Genomic DNA, 17,087 nt, shown 5'->3' with positions numbered 1-17,087 from the left:
AAGCACGCATAAATATCTACAATGAAAGAAAAAACTTTCACAATCATCGATGGCTATGGTTTTCTTTTCAGAGCTTACTATGTACTACCTCACTTAATTACCACAACAGGAATGCCAATAGGTGGTGTATATGGCTTTCTGAATATGGTTCTTAAGTACATTGCCCATTCGGACTACTTAACTATAGCACTTGATGCAGGGAAAAAGAATTTTAGGCACAATTTATATCCTGAGTACAAAGCGAACAGAGTAACGCCTCCTGAGGATCTAACTCCACAGTTCACCATACTGAGGGAAGCGGTAGAAGCTTTTAACCTCAGCTATGAAGAGATTGAAGGTTATGAAGCAGATGATATAATTGCAACACTAGCTGCAAAATACGCCAACCACCAAGACTTTAAAGTGGTAGTCGTTTCATCAGATAAAGATTTATTTCAACTCTTGAACCACAATATTTTAATATTCGACCCCATTAAAAATATATATATAGATGAAAAACAAGTAATAGAAAAATTTGGCGTAAACTCACACAAGCTTCTTGATTTATTTTCTCTAACTGGTGATGCATCTGACAACATTCCAGGCGTTCCGGGAATAGGTCCGAAGACTGCAGCTAAATTACTAGATGAATTTGATTCATTGAATAATATTATAGAGAACATTGATAACATCGAGCAAACGAGGATTCGTAATATTCTTGCTGAACATAAGGAAAAAGCGCTAATTTCAAGAGAACTTTTATCACTATGCGAAAAAGTAGACCTTCAACATGATATTGCAAAATGTGAAGTTCGCCCTCCAAATATGGAAAAACTATTATCCTTTTTAAAGAAGTATGAATTCAATTCTTTAATAGGTAAAATGGAAAAGCTTTTTTCCTATAATGGGTCTAGCGCAAAAGAGAAAATAGAATATAGTAGTGAAGAGTTAGAGAAATTTTTGGAGCATTGTAGATATGAAGGCAGAATTGCAATTCATTGCCACTTTGAAGACAACTTATTAAATAAAATTTCCTTATCTTATAGCGAAAGTAATATTTTTTATATAGAGCAAGACAGCATACAAGATGCACTCATTATAATTAACTCAACTTTACTCTCAAATGGGGCGCTTAAAATAATACATAACATTAAAGAAATCAGGAAAATCTTCCCTACAGTAGAGAAGATGCTAGATTCAGTTGATGACTTGATGATAATGTCGTATAGCTTGGATACAGGAAAACACGATCACAGTATTCCAAACATAGTTGCGCATAATTTGAGTGAAAATGCAGAAATTTTCTCGGCAAAAACTTTAATAGCAATTCATGAAAAGCTAAAGCAAAGGTTATTTCAGGAAAAATTGTTCACAATTTACGAGCGCTTCGATAAGCCACTTATGAAAGTAATATTTGATATGGAGAAAAATGGGATATTACTGAACATACAAAAATTACAGGAGCTGTCCGATAAATTTCAGCAGGTAATTGCCGTGCTTGAAGATGAGATATATAATTTGGCAGGAGAAAGATTTAATATTGCTTCGCCAAAACAATTAAGTGATGTTTTATTCAACAAAATGGGGCTTAATAAAAAGAAAAAGTCAAAAAAATCTGGATCGTATAGCACCAATTATGAAGTTCTAGAGGCACTCGAAGAAGAAGGGGTAGAAATCGCAAGTAAAATCTTAAATTGGCGACATTTAAGTAAATTAAAAGGCACCTACACTGATGCATTAATAAAGCAAGTTGATCCACTTGATGGTAGAATACACACAAGCTTTTCAACGACTGCAACTGCAACTGGAAGGCTGAGCTCCAGTAATCCTAATTTACAGAATATTCCTATCAGAAGCGAAGAGGGAAATCTTATCAGACAAGCATTTATTGCGCCAAAAGGGCATAAGATAATTTCTGCTGACTATTCACAAATAGAGTTAAGACTCCTGGCACACGTTGCAAACGTTGCAGCATTTAAAGAAGCTTTTGCAAACGGACAAGATATTCATGAGATCACCGCTAGGCAAGTTTTTGGAGTGCAAGAAATAGATGAGCAATTAAGACGCAAAGCAAAATCCATCAATTTTGGAATTATATATGGCATTAGCCCATTTGGTCTTGCAAAGCGGCTTGGAATTACCATTGCGGAAGCTGCTGAATACATTAATTACTATTTTTCCTGTTACCCAGAAATAAAGGCCTATATGGAAAAAGCAGTGTCTATCGCAAGATTGCATGGTTATGTAGAAACTTTGTTTGGCAGGAGATGCTTTGTAAGAGACATAAACAATACAATTCCTTATATAAGACAATTTGCAGAAAGGGCAGCAATAAACGCACCACTGCAAGGCACCGCCGCTGATATAATAAAACGTGCGACGATTCAGCTTTTTGACCAATTAAAAGTAGGTAAAATAATCCTCCAGGTTCACGATGAACTACTGGTTGAAGTAGAAGACGAAAAGGTACAAGAAACAGCAAAACTTATGAAAGATATAATGGAAAGTGCAATAGAAATTTCTGTACCACTTGAAGTAGAAATAAAAGTTGGCGACAACTGGGGTCTAAATTCCCTTAATTATGACTTAAACATCGTGAATTCTAGGAGTATAAATCATTTGAACTAATACGAAAAATATGTTAGAATAGAGCATAGCAAATGCAAATAGGTCAGCCATGACAGGCCCACAAGTAAAAAGTTCAAAACCTCCAAAGTTACCTACTCAGGTAACTAACGAAGATGAGAAAATTTTTGAAAAAGAGGAACATCAGGTAATCCGTGATGCCTTTATACAATTGCTAAAAAACAAAGTACAACCTAAAGAATTAAAGGAAGATGACGAGGCAGTACTCGCTTTTATGCTAAGTCAGAATCAAATTATATTCAATAATGTCAAGCTAGAAGATGTAGAACCACTCAGTGAAGAGAATTTTTCTCAGTTTTTACTTTCCGTATTTGAGAAAATTAGAGAGAAAAAATTAGCTAATGAGGAGAATCTCAAGAATGGTAAAATAAAAGAAGTAGTAGATGACTGTGTAGCTGATATACGCGGTACAGAAGCTAAAGATTCATCCATAAAGTTTGTATTGGAAATGCTGCTGCTGCTAATTGGAGGGATCAAAATAGACCCGAAAAATATTTCTGGCTCCTTTATGGATGGGATGAAAGAAAAAATACCATTCTTAGGTAAAGACAAGAAAGAAGAGGATGAACCACCACTCAGTGATGAAGAGATGGTAACAACGTTCTTAAGCAAGATCTTTTTTCCTGTCCTTCTTTCCACTATTCTAATGTTAATTTTTGGTCCTACTACACTCGGAGTAGTTCTTACTGCTATCGGCACAATATTTGCCATAAAAGGAGGAGTGGAGGTTCTTTTTTCAAATAACAAAAAAGGTACTTTGTATGACCCTAACTCACAAGATAAAAATGATACAGAAAAGAGAGAAAAACTGAATGGAAAAATTCTCGAGGGCATTGATGATATTTTAAAAACCCCAGTTACAGAAGTTGAGAAAGGTACCTCTGTTTCTGAACAAATTTCCCAAGGAAAAGAAAAGAGTGAAAAACAACCTGTTCCTGAGCAAATTTCCCAGGAAAACAACAGGGGAAACGAAGAAAGCAAACAGCAAGATCAACCTTGGACAAGAAAGGAAAACAAACGAAGGGAAGAACCACAGAGCAGCAAAGGTAAGACTACTCAGGTTTGCCAAAAGTGAATTGTGTAAGAGATCTGCTATTATTCTATAGCACATACAACAGGAGTATGGTCAGACGGATTTTCTAGCTTACGCAATCTATCATCTATGTAGCATGTTTCCAATTTATCTACAGCCTGTGGTGATAACAGCATATAATCTATTCGCATTCCTTGATTATTTCTGAGTGAATTGCCTTGATAATGCCACCAAGTGAATTGTTGCAAATTTGGGTGAGATATTCTAAACGCATCTTTAAACCCAAGATTCAAGATCGCTCTTAACTTCTCACGTTCTTTTATATGAAAGCACACTTGGCCATTCAATAAGTTTGAATCAAAAACATCAATTTCATCCGGTGCAATATTATAATCGCCAGCTATAATAGTTAACTCTTCATTCTTTAACAAAGTGCTCATCCTTTCATATAGATTATCAAAAAACTTGAGTTTATATTCAAATGCTTGAGAGTCCGGGCTTTGACCGTTTGGAACGTATACACTTCCCACCCTTACCTTCTGATTATTGTGCTTTATTATGCACTCTATATAACGCGCTTCTTGATAACCTTCTACGATATCAATCTTAAACTTCTCCATTATCGGATATTTAGATAAAACACAAACGCCATTTCTTGCAACTTGTCCATAGACAGCACATTCATATCCCAGCTTCTCTATCTCTGCATAAGGAAATTGCTCTTCCATACATTTTATCTCTTGCAGCAAAATTATATCTATCTGACTATCAACTATAAAACTACAAAGTTGGTTAACTCTTTTACGTATGGAGTTTACATTCCAAGTTGCAATCTTTAGCATCAACAATCCTTATTAATTATATCAATTAAACTCTCCCCAGTAGGCAACCTCGATGTTATAATTTTTTTCCATTTGATTAACTTTAAACTATCAGCAATGTTCTTACTCATAGTATATGCAACTGTATTATTCATCACATGAGATAGCCCACTTTTTAGAACTAATGAACAAAATACCCTTGCTGTCTGTGAGGAAAAAAAAGCAACACTATCAATTTTACCATCCAATAGTAAATTTTTACACCTATTAGTTAGATTCCTTTTTATAATTGTTTTATAGAGTACAACTTCTCTTACGTTAAAATCTTCTTCAGATAATCTCTTTTTTAGGTCACATGATACTTCTTGTCCCCTTATATACAAGAACTTTATTGCGTTTGAATAATGAGCTTTTATGAATGATATCAGACCATCAACGTTGCTGTCTGCTGAGATTATATCAGAAAATCCCAAATTTTTTGCAGCCTGCATGGTTGAATTACCAACTGTAATAATCGGAAAGTCATCCTCTTTGCATATTTGACTAAAAGCCTTTACACTGTTTTTACTTGTAGATATCACAACGTCAAATTCGTACGCAGATATATCAGGATTTAAGTACTTTATTGTGAATACTGGTTCTATAAAAACTTTGCATCCATACTTTCTCAATATATTTCTTGTATTGAACGAGTCCAATAAAGGCCTCGTTAATAAAATAGACTTCATTCTGATTTATTTCACTACTAGTAAAATAGTACCCTTTATACACAAATTACTGAATAAAAACTTTTATTTTGATAGCTTGAGCAATTATTCAAGTAATTGATGTGGAAGTAGGAGTACTAAGCGCTCCTACCCCAATAAGCCCACAATTTCTGCTTACACTTTTTTGACGCTAATTACATCGAACTCTTTTGAATGGCTTCCTTCAGTGGAATTATATAGCTAATATTCCTGTATAAGTTAAATAAGTTAATACTTAAGCTTGTACTCTTGCAGTATTTGAAGAGAGATTCTCAAGGACGTTTTTTGTCTGTGGTTCACTAATCATAGTTTGAACGATATTAGCTGCCATAATAACACAGCCTAGAATAAAAAAAGGCGTAGAAACAAAATAAATAACAGAAGACTCAAAAAGCGACATAGATGCAATACCTCCTATTAGAAATGAAGCACTGGATGCTATATCAAGATAGATCTTTGTTAACTTTTTTTGTCCTGGAGTGTTTTTTATGCCAGATTTCTTATTAAGATTCTGTTGTCGGGAATGATCATTTAGTGACCATATATTTAAAGCAAACGAAAGTGCACTGAATATAGTGCCGGCAATACTAAAATACAGACTTAAGACAGGAATATTCAAGACCAATGCCGCTATGTATCCAATGAAAGAGATAGTAGATAGTGTAGTAACTAAGCGTTTCGAGTAAGTTCGTACCTTCTTTCTGTAGGCTAACTTATCTTTTTCACCATACATAGCATAAATATTACCTAATATGTTATATTATAACATTAATTAATTCAATAAGCAATATGGAAGCTAAGAGTGCCCGAGAGAAGACTTGAACTTCCACAACTTAAAAAGTTACTAGCACCTGAAGCTAGCGCGTCTACCAATTCCGCCACCCGGGCTTTTTATAGTTTACTATGTTAAAGTTAAATAATATACTTAAACAATTTTTAGTTCAAAGGTAATGCCAAATCTAGATCAAATATTTTTTGCTCAAAACAATGTTAATATTAATAACGTATATAAAATAGTCAATAACGCTTTGAGCAATAGCGATGGTGGTGAGCTGTTTCTAGAATTTTGCCAGTCGGAGTCCCTGGTTTTTGAGGATAACATATTAAAACACATGGACTTGAATACTAGAAGGGGATTTGGTTTAAGGTCTTTTTGTGAAGATAGTACATCTTTCGTTTGTTCTTCTGAGATCAGCGAAAAAGAAATTAGTAATGCTGCTTCTATGGTAAAAAGCTCAGTGTCTTTAAACAAGACAAATTCAATAAATTTAAACGAAGAGACAAAAAGCCTATATTCGAGGATTAACCCTATAAATGAAATGGATCTGAATTCAAAGATTAAGCTACTCAATGAGGTTAATGAGTATGTAAGGTCCAAAAATAACTGCGTGAAGCAAGTAAAAATAACTCTAAGTGGAGAATGGCAAGTTGTACAAATAATAAAGGGTGATCACAGATTAAGAGATATCAGGCCTCTGGTACGTTTTAATGTGCTAGTCATTGTAGAAAAAGATGGCCGTACCGAAAGAGGTTCTGCAGGGCATGGTGGAAGGGACTCTTATAGTAAGTTTATTTCTGAGAAAAAGTGGAAAGAAGTTGCAAACCAAGCGTTAGAACAAGCACTGGTAAATCTTGAAGCAATTCCAACTCCAGCCGGAGAAATGACAGTCGTTTTAGGTCCAGGCTGGCCAGGAATATTGTTACACGAAGCCGTGGGTCATGGACTTGAGGGCGACTTCAATCGCAAAAAAGTCTCAGCATTTTCAAATTCTGTGGGTAAACAAGTAGCAGCTAGTGACATCACAGTAGTTGATGACGGAACTCTGCCCAATTTGTGCGGCTCTATCAGCGTAGACGATGAAGGCACTCCACCCAGTTATAATATATTGATAGAGGATGGGATCCTAAAAGGATACATGCAGGATCATATGAACGCTAAACTCATGGGTGTAAGCCCAACTGGTAATGGTAGAAGAGAAAGTTATAAAGAAGTTATTATGCCGCGCATGACAAACACCTATATGTTGCCCGGAAAGTATACATCGAAGGAAATAATATCTAGCGTAAAGAAAGGTCTATATGCAGTAAATTTCGGTGGTGGGCAGGTTGATATAACGTCAGGAAAATTTGTTTTTTCATCTTCGGAAGCTTACCTAATAGAAAATGGCAAAATTACACAGCCAGTCAAAGGGGCAACACTAATTGGTGACGGTCCAACAGTGTTGAAAAAAGTATCTATGGTTGGTAATGACTTAAAGTTAGATCCTGGTGTTGGCACATGCTCGAAAGATGGACAAAATGTGCCCGTTGGAGTTGGTCAGCCGACACTCAAAGTCGACGCAATAACTGTTGGTGGAACTGAGATATAGATAAGGGCTAAAACGGATTCCAGCGCACGGCGCACAGCTGTACAAACATTATGATTTGGAAGCAATTGCCACCAATAGGGTGTCATCCCAGTGTCTGGGCACTGCCTTTGTGTTTGAGGCAAAACTGGCTATAACATTTAACACACTGCTTTTGCAAATAAATGTTCGTACAGTTATGTGTCAGCTACTTGGATGACACTTTTGTACTTGATGCAAGATTATATCTTGAAAAAATTAAGTTTTAATGCTATAAAATAACCGTAAATTTTGTCTCCGTGGTAGCTTTATGAATGTTGAAAGTAAAAAAATACACGATGCTAAAATAAAATTACCAATATTTCTTGATTATCAATCTACTACTAAAGTAGATCCCCGTGTTTTAGAGGTGATGATACCTTACTTTGGTGAGTTCAGCAATGCACACTCTCGCAGCCATTCATTTGGTTGGACTGCTGAAGAAGCAGTGGAAAAAGCAAGGAAACACATCGCTGATCTGGTGAACGCAGATAGCAAAGAAATTATCTTTACCTCAGGTGCAACTGAGTCAAATAATACAGCAATCAAGGGCGTTGCTCACTTTTATAAAAATAAAGGAAATCATATAATCACTGTCTGCACGGAGCATAAGTGTGTTCTGGATTCTTGTCGGCATCTGGAAAATGAAGGCTTTAAAGTTACATATTTGCCTGTTAAGCAAAACGGAATTATAGATTTATCAAAGCTTGAGGAAGCAATTACTGATCAAACAATCCTGGTTTCAGTGATGATGGTAAATAATGAAATCGGAGTAATTCAGCCTGTCAAAGAAATTGGTGTAATATGTAGAAAGCATAATATATTTTTCCACACAGATGCAGCTCAAAGCTTTGGAAAAGTTCCAATTGATGTTAATGAGATGTGCATTGATCTTATGAGTCTCTCTAGCCACAAAATTTATGGACCTATGGGAATAGGCGCATTATATGTACGTAGAAAGAATCCTCGTGTTAGGCTGATACCACTAATTAGTGGTGGTGGACAGGAAAGAGGCATGCGTTCTGGAACAGTTCCAACACCTCTTGCAGTTGGTTTTGGTGAAGCGGTACGTATTGCTAGAGAAGAAATGAAAAAAGAAACAACTAGAGTGGAAGAATTAAGGGATATTTTGTATAACAAGATAAAAGAAGCGTTTCCTGATATCGTTTTAAATGGTGATTATGAAAATAGAATTCCTGGCAACCTAAACTTGAGCTTTCCCTATGTTGAGGGTGAGTCTCTCATCATGGCAATCAAGGATTTAGCAGTAAGTTCTGGTTCTGCGTGCACGTCTGCGTCTCTTGAGCCTTCCTATGTAGTACGGTCGCTAAATAATGGCCATGACCTTGAGCATTCATCAATTAGATTTGGCCTAGGCCGATTTACAACTAGAGAAGAAGTTTTGTATGCAGCAGATCTTGTTGCTAAAAATGTTGGCCGACTGAGAGAAATGAGCCCACTTTGGGAGATGGTACAAGAAGGAGTAGATTTGAACACCGTGAAATGGGACTCTCATTAAATGTATCCGTTCCAACTGCAAATGCACTTTGAAATTACTCTGTACCGTTCACACTTAATTCTTCAATCTCACTAATAGAAAGGCCAGTAAATTTGACAATAGTGTTGACATCAACATTGTTAGCCAGCATTGCTTTTGCGACTTCGATTTTTCCTTCGATTTTTCCTTCCTCTTTACCGATTTGGATGCCTCTTTCTTCGCCAATTTGGATGCCTTTTTCAGTAGCAAGATCAAGTCTGTATTCAAGAATGGCTTCTTCTTTGCGTAGATCCATTATTCTTTCCTCGTAAGCTACTAAATCTTTTTCATTCCAGCTAAACCTGTCTAATTCATCGTAGGCTAACTTTATTATCGGTGCTTTTTCTGCTATTTTCCTTAAGTCTTCTTCCGTAGTTTCATCTGCATATTTGAAGAAAAATAACCAACGATCCACTATGCTTTCTAGCTGTTCTTCCTTATTCTTAGGAAATTTAGGTAGTTCAATAAATACAAATTGAAAATCTTTTAAGTCATGCTCATTGGTTTTCTCATCTCTTATAGTGTGGCTGGATATATAATCAACTTCTTCAGGAAGTAAGTTACAATTTGATATAGCAATAAAGAAGATTTTCTTTAAATCAATGTAGTTGCCAGATTTATCTAATTGTCTTGAGTAAGCCTTAGCAGCATACAGTTGAGCTCGTTTTTCGAAACCTTTATCGCGAGTAAGCTGCATTTCAATCACATACCTGGCCCCACTAGAATCCCTGCAAAGAACATCAACTATACTTTGTCTCTCGGAGGCAATTTCAGGATTCAAAATGGTGCTGATAAATTCTATTTCTTGTATAGTATTAACTTCAGTACAACCTAAAATATCGTTCAAAAAATGGATGAGAATGTTCTTATTTTTTTCAGTGCCAAAGATTTTCTTGAATGTTAGGTCCAATTTTGGATCGAGGAATTTAGAAAAAGCCATAAGAAATCCACTTAGAAAGCATTAATAATTATACACACAATTATTCAACTATATTTTTGAAGATAGCTAGTTTCTGTATTTACTTTAAATTGAAGAAAGCTCAAATGAAAGATCGTGTTTTGCTAAAAATCACAGAATGCAGTCTGGTTACATTACTCTAGCTATACGCAACAACTTTACTTTCAACAATTTTATTAGCAATAATACGACTTTCATAATCAATATTTATTATATCAGATAGTGAATTAATATCGGTATAACTACCAAAACTTTCCATTGTTGATTCCACTACCTCTACTATTTCCAAAAAGCCGATTCGTGACTTCAAAAATTCATTAACAGCTATTTCATTTGCAGCATTGAGCACAATACTGTTTGTTTGTGGAGTAGAAGAGTTTAACACTTCCATGCTAAGCTTTAGCGCAGGAAAACGCTTATGGTCTGGCTCTTGAAAGGTCAATTTTCCTTGCTTTGTTAAATCTAATTTACGATTTAAAGCTGATCTTTCCGGCCAAGATAGAGCATATGAAATAGGAATTGCCATGTCAGTTTCTGCAAGCACAGCAAAGTTGAACCCATCCTTATAAGTTACAATTCCATGTACTATTGACTCAGGATGCACTATTGCTTCAATTTTATCCGGGCTGATATTAAACAAGTTATGTGCTTCTATTATCTCTAGTGCCTTATTCATCATTGTTGCACTATCAACCGAGATTTTCTTTCCCATATTCCAAGTGGGGTGACTAAGCGCCTGATCTACCATGATATTTCTTAATTGCTCAAGGCTATAATTTAAGAATGGTCCACCAGAAGCAGTAAGTATGATCTTTTCTACGCATTTGTCGTCATTTTGCAAAATTTGAAAAATTGCATTGTGCTCAGAGTCAATAGGGATTATTTGTACATTTTTTTCTTTAGCTTTTTTGAGTAATAACTTTCCACCGCAAACAATGCTTTCTTTGTTTGCCAATGCAATGACTTTGGTACCGCTTTCTATAACTTCCATAACTGGCTCAAGGCCTGCAACGCCAACTATTGCAACAACTGAGAGATCAACAGGTATAGCAGCAACATTTGTAGCACCAATTGCTATTTTTACATCTGTACCAAGTAGACTTTCTTTCAAATCTTTGTAAAGTCTTTCATCGGAGATAGCAACATATTTTGCATTCAGCAGTTTTGCTTGGTGTGCCAGTAGAGCAAAGTTCGAATGGGCGCTTAGTGCTTCCACTTGGTATTCTTCTTTTCTCTTTGAGAGCAAATCTACAGTCTTTTTTCCAACACTTCCTGTTGATCCTAAAACTGAAACCTTTTTCACTAAGACAAACTCATAACAATAGCAACTTTTCTTATTAGGCCTTCTTCCAACTATTCAATAGTTTTTAAGCGTTTAACCAAGTTCATGTCCGTGGTCATCGCCAACAGATGGTGAAGGACCAGGTGAAAAAGATTGACCATGGTGATCACCTGCATCATGCATGTCTTGCAAACCATCAGCATTATGAGCTATTTCGTTATTGGCATGATGGTAATCATCTGAGTGATGTCCATCATCACCATGAGCCATGTCCATTCCTTCTGATGGCATATCTTTCCCACCTCCACCTGAAAAATATTCTGCAAGGCCTTCAAGAAGTTTTATGCCAAACATATTACCTGACTTTCCAAACAGTGTTACTAAACTACTGCCACTCACCAAACCTTCAAACACATTATTATAAGCAGCAATTGCTCCTTCATGAAAGTTGAACAACCATTTCATTCCATCGACAACTGTTGAAATAGAGTCACTGTGACCAAGACCAAAACCACTTTTCTCACCAGCAGCCTCTTGGTGTTGCTGATGAGCTTGCCATTCTGCAATATTTGGACCTTGAGCTTCACTCATAAATTTTTACTCTCAACCTTAAGCTATTATTTTATCACAAATATTGCAAAATATCAATAGAGCTTTTGAATATAGCTAATACAAACAATTTCTGTCATCCTATATATAGCTAAACTGACTTACGACAATTTGAAAAACGACAAATTCGTCATTCAGCTACTAGTTAGCGGAATCTATGCCGAGATACCGCAAATGAATCGCGGTATGACGTGTTAGCTATAGGATCCAGTTTGAAAAAAATCTGAATTCCAATGTCCACTACCTTTTACAAAGTTAAAACTTAAAAATATGACTGTTAGCAATAGTGTATATATCTTTAGCTATATATAATGAATGAATTTTTTTATATATTCGTTATTAGTATTTTGTATTTCCTGAACAGTTCCATGGGAAATGATCTCCCCTTCATATAATACTGCTATTTTATCAGCTATTTTAAATGCACTATGAATATCATGTGTAATCGTGATAATTGTAGGGTTAAGATCTCTAGATAATTTTATTATTATCTCGTTTACTATATCTGACATAATTGGGTCCAATCCTGAAGTTGGTTCATCCAAAATAATGATTTCTGGATTGTGTGCAATCGCCCTTGCAAGTGCCACTCTTTTTTTCATTCCACCTGATAGCTCTATTGGAAACATATCTGCTATGCTTTCCTCCAGTCCAACATCATTTAACTTCTCGATTGCTAGCTGTTTTGACTCTTTTTTGCTGATATTAAAGCGCTTTTTATAATTAAAAGATATATTTTCCCACACTGTAACGTAGTCAAATAAAGCGGAATTTTGAAATAAAACCCCAAATTTATTTTTGCTTTTACTATTTATTTTAACAGACCCTGAGTCTGGAGCAAGCAAGCCGATAATTGTTTTTGTTAATACAGATTTGCCGCTTCCTGAGCCACCAAGTATGACTAATGATTCCCCTTTTAATATATCAAAATTTAGATCTTTTAGTACTGTCCTATCATCAAAAGATAAGCTTAAGTTCAATATTGATATTATGGGGTTACGCATGTATCAAAGTAATCATGTAGTTTGCTAAAATGATCAGTATGGACGATAAAACAACAGTTGATGTTGTAGCAACACCTACTCCTTGTGCACCTTCTTTGCAATGGTAACCGTAATAGCAGCTTGAGACAGAAATTATGGCGCCAAATACAGTTGCTTTTATTAGCCCAGTTATAAAATCATACGTATTAAAGAACTGAGCTGTGTGTTTAATGTATATATTTAAATTGTGGTTAAATTCGAAGACTGCAGTGATACATCCTCCAAATATTCCTATTAAATCTGCACATACTGTAAGTATGGGAAATACTATGATTGACGCTAAAATCCTTGGTGCAATTAAATATTTAAAAGGGTTGATGTTCAAGGTTGTAAGTGCATCTATTTGCTCGGTGATGCGCATTGTACCAATTTCTGCTGCAACTGATGATCCAACCTTTCCTACCATTATTAAGCTGATCAAAACTGGTCCTAACTCTTTAATGATAGTGATCGTAACAAGTTTGGGTATTATCTGTTCTTGGTTAATTAATGGGTCACTCAAGCTACTTTGTAAAACTATTGCCGCTCCTATAAAAACTCCAGTGAGCCCAACAATTGGCAGAGAGAAAAAGCCTATCTCTATAATTTGTCTTGCTATGTTGCTAAAATAATATGGTGGCACAAGGCAGTGGTATAGAGATTGAATAAAAAATATGAATGCACTACCAAGCCTTAACAAAAAATTGATAGAGTACCTACCAATTATTCTAACACTATTTATATCAAAAAAGCTCACTTTGTATTCATTTTAGCTAGAGATTAGTCTTACTGATTTTATTAAAATTTTTATTAACTTTATCGCAAAGTATAGCTGAGATATGTTTTAAGTTCAACATACTTGATGTTTTAATTTAAAGCTCATATAGCTAACCCAAGAAAGGTTTCCCTACGTCATACCGCCACGGTATCCACAACTGTACGAACGTTGTAGTTTGGGAGCAATTCCCACCATTGGGCCAGTGCCCAGACACTGGGATGGCTTTGTTGCATCGCTAGCTATGATGGATTAAAGATAAAAAAGATAGGGAATATCAGTAGCTTATTATTCTGGTATTTATAACAAGAACGGTCAGTGAATACCTAAATTTGAGTAAAAGAAATTTCACTACCACTCACTAATCTGGCTAAAATTCAAGAATTTCAATGCTTTAGCTATTTTCAATAGAATTAAATTTATTAATATAAATAACAAATTACTATTCTTAAATTTGATCAGATTGATTGCAAAAAAACAAGATTTTCAATAGGTTGCTTATAATCCTAACTATAGTTAGCCTTTCATAAGTAGCGATGCAACAAAGCCCACTGGGATCCAGCTTCTATGCAACTTAATTAAAAACGTTTGTTTTAGCATAAGACAACTACCTTTAGCTCATCAGCTCAGTTATAAGCAAAATTTCTGGATTCCAGACTGGAATGACATCATCTGTTGTGCAATTTACCTTCAAAAATGAATGTTCGTACAGCTATGGATTCATTCGCGGTATAGATTCCGCTAACGAGTAGCGGAATGACGGTTTTTCAAATTGTAGAGCCACTTTAGCTATAGAACTCAATTACATAAGCAAACCTTACTTATTTTACTATCCCTGTTTACTTCCTGTAAAAAACATGTTACTAATGTATTGTATTTTGTAGTAGAATGGAGGAAATTTTGGCAGTTCCAAAAAGAAAAAATTCAAAGTCAAGGCGTAATATGCATCGTTCTCATCATGCTATTGAGCCTAAGAATATTGTGGTGTGTTCAACAACTGGGGAATTCATGTTGCCTCATAACGTAGCAGTTGATGGCAGTTACAAAGGAAAACGGGTTTTCATCAAGCAACAGGCGGAGTGACTATTATGATATGTTACCTACGGTCAATAATAATATAGTTATTGCACTTGACGCTATGGGGGGCGATTTTGCGCCTCTTTCCGTAATTCAGGGTGCTGGTTTTTTTTTAGACAACCTTGTTGACCCAGGCATTAAAGTTTTTTTTCATATTTATGGAGATAAGGAAGAGGTATCTCCTTTGCTTTTGAAATATAAAAAAGTAAGTAACAATTCTGAATTTACTCATTGTTCTGACAATGTCCTTACAAATGATAAGCCATCTTTTGCGCTGAAACATCGTAAAGACTCAAGTATGAAAGCTGCAATTGTTGCAGTGAAAGAAGGTAAAGCTTTCGGAGTGGTATCTTCAGGCAACACCGGAGCGTTGATGGCAATTTCCAGATTTATTTTAGGAACATTACCAAACATTTATCGTCCTGCTATTGCCTCTATCTGTCCAACTAAGACAAAAAGCTTCGCTTTGCTTGACCTTGGTGCAAATGTTGATTGTAATGCCGACTCATTATTTCAATTTGCGTTAATGGGTAGTATATTTGCAAAAATAGCATTAAAAATTGACAATCCTGAAGTTGCTTTGCTAAATATCGGCACAGAAGAAGTTAAAGGTAATGACTCAGTGCGCGGCGCTTTTGAGTTGCTTAAAAACGCTCCAGGCATTAATTTCAAAGGGTATATAGAGGCAAGTGAATTTTTAGAGGGTAATATAGATGTGATTGTTGCTGATGGTTTTGTTGGCAATGTAATGCTCAAAACGGCTGAGGCAACCGCTAGTACCTTTATCAATCTAATAAAGCAGGAAGTATTCAATTCGTGGATAGCGAAAATGCTTGTTGGTATATTGTTAAAATCCAAACTAAATAAAGCTTTAACGCGTTTTAATCCCAAAATTAGAAGTGGAGCTATGTTTTTAGGGCTGAATGGTATCATCATTAAAAGTCATGGAAATTCTGATGCTATTTCTTTTGCCCATGCCATAAAATTTGCAGTAAATGCAATTAGTGAAAATTTAAATCAAAAGATAATTAACGGGGTAAGTCATATTGAATAAAAGTTTCATATTAAGCACTGGATCTTACCTACCAAGAAAAATGTTGAGTAACAACGAAATTGCATCGATAGTTGAGACGAGCGATGAATGGATAAGGCAGAGAACAGGAATAGTTCAAAGGCATATAGCAGATGAAGGAGAACTAACGTCAGATCTAGCTGTAAATGCAGCAAAAAGTGCTATAGAAAAAGCTAAAATTTCAGTAGATGAAATTGACTTGATTATAGTTGCTACAACAACTCCTGATAAAACTTTTCCTAGCTGTGCAACGATTGTACAAAGTAAGTTAAAATGTAAAAACGCATTTGCTTTTGATGTACAAGCAGCATGCTCTGGTTTTATATATGCAGTTACAGTTGCTGATTCGCTCATAAAATCTAACAATAGAATTAAATATGCATTGGTTATAGGTGCTGAAATAATGTCTAGGATTGTTGATTGGGAAAATAGGTCAACTTGTGTACTCTTTGGTGATGGTGCTGGTGCAGTAATAATGAAATCAGCATGTCATTTTAACGTCATTCCAACAAATGATGCTGATACTTGGGTGGCAGAGAAGGGGGTTACAAAAGGTATAATTTCAACTAGCCTATATTCTGATGGCAATGTGGACATACTATGTACGAACGGAGGGATATCCTCAACTGGTGATTCTGGAAAAATATGCATGAATGGAAGAGAGGTGTTTAAACATGCAGTGGATAAGTTAACAGCCTCAGTAGAGGAAACTCTGAAATGCAATAATTTGAAAATCACTGATATTGACTGGTTAATTCCCCATCAAGCAAACATTCGTATTATTGAAGCAGTAGTAAAGAAATTAGATTTTCCTATAGAGAAAGTGATTAATACCGTTGATCAGCATGCAAACACCTCAGCGGCATCAATTCCACTGGCCTTAGACTATGCAATACAAGAATCAAAAATAAAATCAGGAAATCTGGTACTGCTGATTTCAATAGGTGCAGGCCTGACCTGGGGTTCCGTGTTGCTGCACTATTAGACTTCCTGCATTACCTCCTGTCATCCAAGTACCCTCTTTGTCATCCCAGTAGCCCCTTCGGTGTCATTCCAGTCTGGAATCCAGTTCTTATTGTACATTCACCTGGTGTAAAGTTAAGTTTCCTGGATCCCAGTGGGCTTTGTTGCATCGCTCAAGTGAAA

The 17,087-nt window shown here is 35.7% G+C and carries 16 protein-coding genes and 1 tRNA gene; 8 read left to right on the top strand and 9 right to left on the bottom strand.

The annotated features are described in order from the left end of the window. Positions 1-21 precede the first annotated feature (21 nt). On the top strand, positions 22-2,607 hold the full coding sequence (polA, locus tag ONI09_RS00980) for a DNA polymerase I (protein ID WP_265014152.1): 2,586 nt from the start codon (positions 22-24) through the stop codon (positions 2,605-2,607). Positions 2,608-2,656: 49 nt separating this feature from the next. Continuing rightward, positions 2,657-3,700, top strand: a complete 1,044-nt coding sequence (locus ONI09_RS00975) for a hypothetical protein (RefSeq protein WP_265014151.1) — start codon at positions 2,657-2,659, stop codon at positions 3,698-3,700. A 20-nt stretch (positions 3,701-3,720) separates the two neighbouring features. Here the strand turns inward: ONI09_RS00975 and ONI09_RS00970 are convergent, their stop codons facing one another. The 4 genes from ONI09_RS00970 to ONI09_RS00955 all read right to left on the bottom strand — a co-directional run bounded on the left by ONI09_RS00970 (position 3,721) and on the right by ONI09_RS00955 (position 6,113). Continuing rightward, entirely contained in the window at positions 3,721-4,500 is a 780-nt protein-coding gene (locus ONI09_RS00970; RefSeq protein WP_265014150.1) for an exodeoxyribonuclease III, read from the bottom strand. Beyond that, positions 4,500-5,207 carry a uroporphyrinogen-III synthase gene (locus ONI09_RS00965; RefSeq protein WP_265014149.1) on the bottom strand — a complete coding sequence of 236 codons (708 nt, stop codon included), beginning with the start codon at positions 5,205-5,207 and terminating at the stop codon, positions 4,500-4,502. The genes ONI09_RS00970 and ONI09_RS00965 overlap by 1 nt, the downstream gene beginning before the upstream one ends. 253 nt (positions 5,208-5,460) lie before the next feature. Continuing rightward, positions 5,461-5,958 (bottom strand): hypothetical protein, encoded by a 498-nt coding sequence (locus ONI09_RS00960; RefSeq protein WP_010962975.1) that lies wholly within the window; start codon positions 5,956-5,958, stop codon positions 5,461-5,463. Between the two features lie 70 nt (positions 5,959-6,028). Then, positions 6,029-6,113: transfer RNA gene (locus tag ONI09_RS00955), tRNA-Leu, on the bottom strand. A gap of 62 nt (positions 6,114-6,175) precedes the next feature. On the opposite strand from ONI09_RS00955, the gene tldD reads away from it, so the two are divergent. The 3 genes from tldD (at position 6,176) to ONI09_RS00940 (ending at position 9,128) form a co-directional block, all read left to right on the top strand. Next, positions 6,176-7,594, top strand: a complete 1,419-nt coding sequence (tldD, locus tag ONI09_RS00950) for a metalloprotease TldD (protein ID WP_265014148.1) — start codon at positions 6,176-6,178, stop codon at positions 7,592-7,594. 55 nt (positions 7,595-7,649) lie between these two features. Next, a complete protein-coding gene (locus tag ONI09_RS00945) occupies positions 7,650-7,790 on the top strand; it encodes a hypothetical protein (protein ID WP_265014147.1) in 141 nt (46 codons plus the stop codon). A 90-nt stretch (positions 7,791-7,880) separates the two neighbouring features. Beyond that, complete coding sequence (locus ONI09_RS00940) at positions 7,881-9,128, top strand: IscS subfamily cysteine desulfurase (RefSeq protein ID WP_265014146.1); 1,248 nt, start codon at positions 7,881-7,883, stop codon at positions 9,126-9,128. 34 nt (positions 9,129-9,162) lie between these two features. Here ONI09_RS00940 and ONI09_RS00935 read toward each other — a convergent pair whose 3' ends face one another. The 5 genes from ONI09_RS00935 to ONI09_RS00915 all read right to left on the bottom strand — a co-directional run bounded on the left by ONI09_RS00935 (position 9,163) and on the right by ONI09_RS00915 (position 13,774). Next, positions 9,163-10,086: an Rpn family recombination-promoting nuclease/putative transposase gene (locus tag ONI09_RS00935; RefSeq protein WP_265014145.1), complete on the bottom strand. Its 924-nt coding sequence runs from the start codon at positions 10,084-10,086 to the stop codon at positions 9,163-9,165. Positions 10,087-10,243: 157 nt separating this feature from the next. After that, a complete protein-coding gene (gene dxr, locus ONI09_RS00930; protein ID WP_265014144.1) occupies positions 10,244-11,407 on the bottom strand; it encodes a 1-deoxy-D-xylulose-5-phosphate reductoisomerase in 1,164 nt (387 codons plus the stop codon). A 72-nt stretch (positions 11,408-11,479) separates the two neighbouring features. Then, positions 11,480-11,977, bottom strand: coding sequence for a hypothetical protein (locus ONI09_RS00925; protein ID WP_265014143.1), 498 nt, complete (start codon positions 11,975-11,977; stop codon positions 11,480-11,482). 320 nt (positions 11,978-12,297) lie between these two features. Beyond that, positions 12,298-12,999, bottom strand: coding sequence for an ABC transporter ATP-binding protein (locus ONI09_RS00920; protein ID WP_265014142.1), 702 nt, complete (start codon positions 12,997-12,999; stop codon positions 12,298-12,300). Continuing rightward, the gene (locus ONI09_RS00915; RefSeq protein ID WP_265014141.1) at positions 12,992-13,774 is read right to left on the bottom strand and encodes an MlaE family ABC transporter permease; all 783 of its coding nucleotides are present in this window, start codon (positions 13,772-13,774) and stop codon (positions 12,992-12,994) included. The genes ONI09_RS00920 and ONI09_RS00915 overlap by 8 nt, the downstream gene beginning before the upstream one ends. A 918-nt stretch (positions 13,775-14,692) precedes the next feature. On the opposite strand from ONI09_RS00915, the gene rpmF reads away from it, so the two are divergent. Genes rpmF through ONI09_RS00900 form a run of 3 tightly spaced genes read left to right on the top strand, consistent with a single transcriptional unit; the run spans position 14,693 to position 16,926 of the window. Beyond that, positions 14,693-14,875: a 50S ribosomal protein L32 gene (gene rpmF, locus ONI09_RS00910; protein ID WP_265014456.1), complete on the top strand. Its 183-nt coding sequence runs from the start codon at positions 14,693-14,695 to the stop codon at positions 14,873-14,875. Positions 14,876-14,885: 10 nt separating this feature from the next. Next, the gene (gene plsX, locus ONI09_RS00905; RefSeq protein WP_265014455.1) at positions 14,886-15,923 is read left to right on the top strand and encodes a phosphate acyltransferase PlsX; all 1,038 of its coding nucleotides are present in this window, start codon (positions 14,886-14,888) and stop codon (positions 15,921-15,923) included. Beyond that, on the top strand, positions 15,916-16,926 hold the full coding sequence (locus ONI09_RS00900; RefSeq protein ID WP_265014140.1) for a beta-ketoacyl-ACP synthase III: 1,011 nt from the start codon (positions 15,916-15,918) through the stop codon (positions 16,924-16,926). Before plsX ends, ONI09_RS00900 begins: the two co-directional genes overlap by 8 nt. Positions 16,927-17,087 lie beyond the last annotated feature (161 nt).

The sequence above is a fragment of the Wolbachia endosymbiont of Drosophila pseudotakahashii genome (genome assembly GCF_026015925.1).
GTDB classification, from domain to species: domain Bacteria; phylum Pseudomonadota; class Alphaproteobacteria; order Rickettsiales; family Anaplasmataceae; genus Wolbachia; species Wolbachia pipientis.
This window is presented reverse-complemented; position numbering and strand designations above follow the sequence as displayed.